The sequence below is a fragment of the Nocardioides sp. CPCC 206348 genome (genome assembly GCF_048654705.1).
Taxonomy (GTDB): domain Bacteria; phylum Actinomycetota; class Actinomycetes; order Propionibacteriales; family Nocardioidaceae; genus Nocardioides.
In genome coordinates, this window is sequence record NZ_JBMCZA010000217.1 from 76,557 (window position 1) to 80,985 (window position 4,429).

4 protein-coding genes are annotated in these 4,429 nt (G+C 71.1%); 1 reads left to right on the forward strand and 3 read right to left on the reverse strand.

Annotated features, from left to right (window positions below):
• The first annotated feature begins 135 nt into the window (after positions 1-135).
• Positions 136-1,770 carry an MFS transporter gene (locus ACOADB_RS24160; RefSeq protein WP_378604790.1) on the forward strand — a complete coding sequence of 545 codons (1,635 nt, stop codon included), beginning with the start codon at positions 136-138 and terminating at the stop codon, positions 1,768-1,770.
• 62 nt (positions 1,771-1,832) lie between these two features.
• On the opposite strand, the gene ACOADB_RS24165 is transcribed toward ACOADB_RS24160, so the two are convergent.
• The 3 genes from ACOADB_RS24165 to ACOADB_RS24175 form a co-directional block, all read right to left on the reverse strand.
• On the reverse strand, positions 1,833-2,846 hold the full coding sequence (locus ACOADB_RS24165; RefSeq protein ID WP_378604793.1) for a methionine synthase: 1,014 nt from the start codon (positions 2,844-2,846) through the stop codon (positions 1,833-1,835).
• Positions 2,843-3,955 carry a tRNA 2-thiouridine(34) synthase MnmA gene (gene mnmA, locus ACOADB_RS24170; protein ID WP_378604795.1) on the reverse strand — a complete coding sequence of 371 codons (1,113 nt, stop codon included), beginning with the start codon at positions 3,953-3,955 and terminating at the stop codon, positions 2,843-2,845. The genes ACOADB_RS24165 and mnmA overlap by 4 nt, the downstream gene beginning before the upstream one ends.
• 30 nt (positions 3,956-3,985) lie before the next feature.
• Positions 3,986-4,429 (reverse strand): cysteine desulfurase family protein (locus ACOADB_RS24175; protein ID WP_378604798.1); only part of this gene is annotated, 444 nt, incomplete at its 5' end.

Below are 4,429 nucleotides of genomic sequence, written 5' to 3' on the forward strand. Positions count from 1 at the left end.
CCTGCACCGCATGTTCCTGCTCGGCGATCCGCCCACTCCGGACCTGATCGCCCGCGTGATCGACCAGATCATTCTCCCCGCCGCCACCCGCGGCTGACCCTGACGCATCATCACCACCTCACGAAGGAATCACCCATGACCGACGTCGAATCACTCGACCCTGCGGAGACGACCTCGTCCGCAGACGCCGAGGTCTCCACACCCAGCAAGCACGCCGGCCTCGCGCTCGTGCTCATCCTCACCGCCCAGCTGATGGTGGTTCTCGACTCCACCATCGCCAACATCGCCCTGCCGTTCATCGGCGCGGACCTGGACATCTCCCAGGCCAACCTGACCTGGATCGTCACCGGCTACGCGCTCGCCTTCGGTGGCCTGCTGCTCCTCGGCGGCCGCCTCGGCGACCTCTACGGACGACGCAAGCTGTTCATGATCGGTCTCGCGACGTTCGCCGTGGCCTCGGCCCTCGGTGGCCTGGCCACCAACGAGGCCATGCTGCTCGCCTCCCGTGCGCTGCAGGGCGTGGGCGCCGCGATGGCTGCCCCCGCGGCCCTGGCGCTGATCACCACCACCTTCCCGGCCGGACCGGCGCGCAACCGTGCGATGGCGGCCTACGCCACCATGTCGGGCGTCGGCGCGGCGATCGGCCTGATCCTCGGCGGCTGGCTCACCGGACTCGACTCCTTCGTCGGGCTCGACGTCGAGGGCTGGCGGATGACGTTCCTGATCAACGTCCCGATCGGCCTGGTCGCCGCGTTCCTCGTGCCTCGCGTGCTCACCGAGTCCGAGTCGCACCCCGGTGAGATGGACATCCCCGGTGCCATCACCGGAACGCTCGGCCTGCTCGGCATCGTCTTCGGCCTGTCTCGTGCGGGCGAGGAGGCCTACGGATGGGACGACCCCCAGACGATCATTCCGCTCGTCGCCGGTGTCGCCCTGCTGGCCGGGTTCGCGTTCATCGAGTCGCGGGTCGAGCACCCGCTGCTGCCGGTCCGGATCTTCGCCAACCGCACCCGGGCCACCAGCTTCGCGGCCATGATGATCGCTCCGGCCGCGATGTTCTCGATGTTCTTCTTCCTGAGCCTGTTCATCCAGCAGATCATGGGCTTCAGCTCGCTCGAGGCCGGCTTCGCCTTCCTGCCGTTCTCCTTCGGCATCGTGATCGGCGCCGCGCTCTCGTCGAACCTGATCTCCCGGGTCGATGCGCGCGTCCTCGCCGGCACCGGAACCCTGCTGGCGGCGGTCGCCCTGTTCATGTTCTCCCGCATCCCGATCGACGAGTCCCCGAAGGCAGTGCTCGCCGCGCTCGCCGACGGTGGCGCGGACATCAACTACTGGACGCACATCTTCCCGTACATCATCATGATGGCCGTCGGCATGGGCCTGGTCTTCGTGCCGCTGACCCTCACCGCGGTGCACCACGTGCGGGCCGAGGACTCCGGCATCGGGTCCGGCGTGCTCAACACCATGCAGCAGGTCGGTGGCGCGATCGGTCTCGCGACGCTGAGCACCGTGGCGCTCCACTTCACCAACAAGCAGTCCTCCGACGTGGCCGGCCCGATGGCTGATGCGCTCGGCGCCAACGGCGGACAGGTCGACCCGGGCTTCCTCCAGGCCGCCATCTTCAGCTCGAGCTTCCCGGAGGGCGCCACCCATGCCTTCCTGGCCGCCTCGATCCTGATGCTCGCGGCCTCGGCCGTGATCTGGATCTTCCTGGACGTCAAGCACGACGAGCTGGCGACCGACGCCCCTGAGGGTGTCCACGTCGGCTGATTGATCCCCCCAGCACGAAGCCCGTCGGAGCAAGCTCCGACGGGCTTCGTTGCGTTCCGGGGTCAGCCGTCGAGCGAACGCGCCACGAGGTGTGACAGCTCGAGCGCACGGCGCGGCCAACCGGGCGTCGCGCCGGCCAGCCCGCAGGCCGGCGAGACGACCAGCGAACCGGCCACCTGCTCGGGGTCGAGGCCGAGCATGTCGAGCCAGCGCCGCACCCGCTCCACGAGCGGGGCATCTCCGGTGGGGTCGTCGGCCGTCGGCACGATGCCGAGCGCGATCGTGTCACCGGCCTCGAGGGCCTCCCCCGCCGCGTCGTGACCGGTTGCATCGAGCAGACCGAGATCGACCATGACCCCGCGGGCACCGGCGCCACGCAACAGGCCGATCGGGACGTCGGGCGCACAACAGTGCACCCAGGGCGTCGCCCCGGCGTCGGTCGCGGCAGCAAGGACCCACTCCAGCGCCTGGCTGGCCTCGGGCGGATGAATGGCACGGTGCCGGCTGAAACCGGACGCCGTCGGGATCGCGGCGGCGAGCACGGCGGGCAGGGCCGGTTCGTCGATCTGCAGGATCAGCTCCGTCACGGCAGGCAGCCGGCGTCGTACGTCGGCAAGGTGGTCGGTCACGGCCTCGGCGAGCGCCTGCGCCAGCTCACGGCGGCCACCGTGGTCGGCGAGGATCTTGTCGCCGCGCGGGCGCTCGACGCTGGACGCGAGCGTCCACGGTCCGGTGACCTGGACCTTGAACGGACCGGTGTGGCCCGAGGCCCGCTCCTCGAGTCCGTCCAGGTCCTGGGAGGCCTGGCTGCGGGCCCGGCGCTGGTCCCGGGCCGGCGCACCACTGGTGCCGGTCAGCCGCCAGCCGCTCGGCTGGAGGTCGGCGTCGAGGCCGCCGACCAGGCCGAGGGTGCGTCCGATCATGCCCGCCGGCGCGCCCCGGCCGGGGACCTCGGGCAGGAACGGCAGTCCGTGCTCGTCAGCGGCCAGTTCCCCGAGGACGAGCGCGACCGCTTCGTCGAAGTCGCGCTGGGTGTCGCCGGGGAAGGACCCGATGCCCGTTGCGCGCGCTGTCACGCGGGCACTCGTCGGGTCGCGGTGATCGTCGCCGAACCGACGACCCGCGTGCCGTCGTACACAACCGCGGCCTGGCCGGGGGCGATGCCCTCGGCGACGTCGATGAGGTCGATCTCGAAGCGGTCGTCGCTCACCCGCACGACCGCGCGGTGCTCGGCGCCGTGCGCCCGCATCTGCACGGTCACCCGGTCGCCGTCGAGGACCACGCCGGACGGCAGCGGAGTGCCGCACCAGCGCAGGCGATCGCCCTCCACGCGGTCGACCGCGAGGCGTTCACGCGGTCCGACGGTGACGGTGCCGGAGACCGGCTCGATGTCGAGCACGAAGCGGGGACGACCGTCGGCAGCGGGCGTGCCGATGCGCAAGCCCTTGCGCTGGCCGATGGTGAAGCCGAAGGTGCCCTCGTGGTGGCCCAGCACCTCGCCGGTGGCCTCGTCGCGGATCTCACCGCCGTGGTTCGGGGCGCGGTCGCCGAGCTTCTCGCGCAACCAGCCGGCGTTGTCGCCATCGGCGACGAAGCAGATGTCGTGGCTGTCCGGCTTGTCGGCCACGAGCAGTCCACGGCGGGCGGCTTCGACACGCACGACGTCCTTCGTCGTGTCGCCGAGCGGGAAGATCGAGTGCCGCAGCTGCTGCTCGTCGAGCACACCCAGGACGTAGGACTGGTCCTTCGCGTTGTCGACGGCGCGGTGCAGCTCGACACCCGCATCGGACGTGACGACGGTGGCGTAGTGGCCGGTCGCGACGGCGTCGAAGCCGAGCGCCAGCGCCCGGTCGAGGACGGCGGCGAACTTGATCTTCTCGTTGCAGCGCAGGCAGGGGTTGGGCGTCTCCCCCGCTGCGTAGGTGTCCATGAAGTTCTCGACGACGTCGGTGTGGAACCGGTCGGAGAGGTCCCAGACGTAGAACGGGATGCCGATCACGTCAGCGGCCCTGCGGGCGTCGTTCGAGTCCTCGATGGTGCAGCAACCCCGTGCACCGGAGCGGTACGACTTCGGGTTCCGCGACAGCGCCAGGTGGATGCCGGTGACGTCGTGGCCGGCCTCGACCGCGCGCGCGGCCGCGACGGCGGAGTCCACCCCGCCGGACATGGCGGCAACGACCTTCATCGCACGATCACCTGCAGCTCACGGCCCTGTTCACGCACGGGCCGCGCGGGCCCGCTCGACACAGGGGGCGATGGCGGCCGCGACGGCCTCGATGTCGGCGTCAGTGGTGGTGTGGCCGAGGCTGAAGCGCAGCGAGCTGCGGGCGTCCTCGGCATTGCGGCCCATCGCCAGCAGCACGTGCGACGGCTGAGGGACACCGGCCGAGCAGGCCGAGCCCGTGGAGCACTCGATGCCACGGGCATCGAGCAGCATGAGCAACGAGTCGCCCTCACAGCCGGGGAAGCCCAGGTGCACGTTGCCGGGCAGACGGTCCTCCGGGTCACCGTTGAGGACCACGTCCGGCACCTCGCGTCGTACGGCGGCAACGAGGCGGTCGCGCAGGACGGCCAGCCGGGCCGCGTGGTCGGTCTGCTGCTTCACGGCCAGCTGGACCGCGGCCGCGAAGCCCGCGATCGCCGGGACGTCGAGCGTGCC

What these genes read in the sequence shown, in the direction of transcription:
- ACOADB_RS24160 (WP_378604790.1), top strand. Translation starts at nt 136, where the DNA reads ATGACCGACGTCGAATCACTCGACCCTGCGGAGACGACCTCGTCCGCA.
- mnmA (WP_378604795.1), bottom strand. Translation starts at nt 3,955, where the DNA reads ATGAAGGTCGTTGCCGCCATGTCCGGCGGGGTGGACTCCGCCGTCGCG.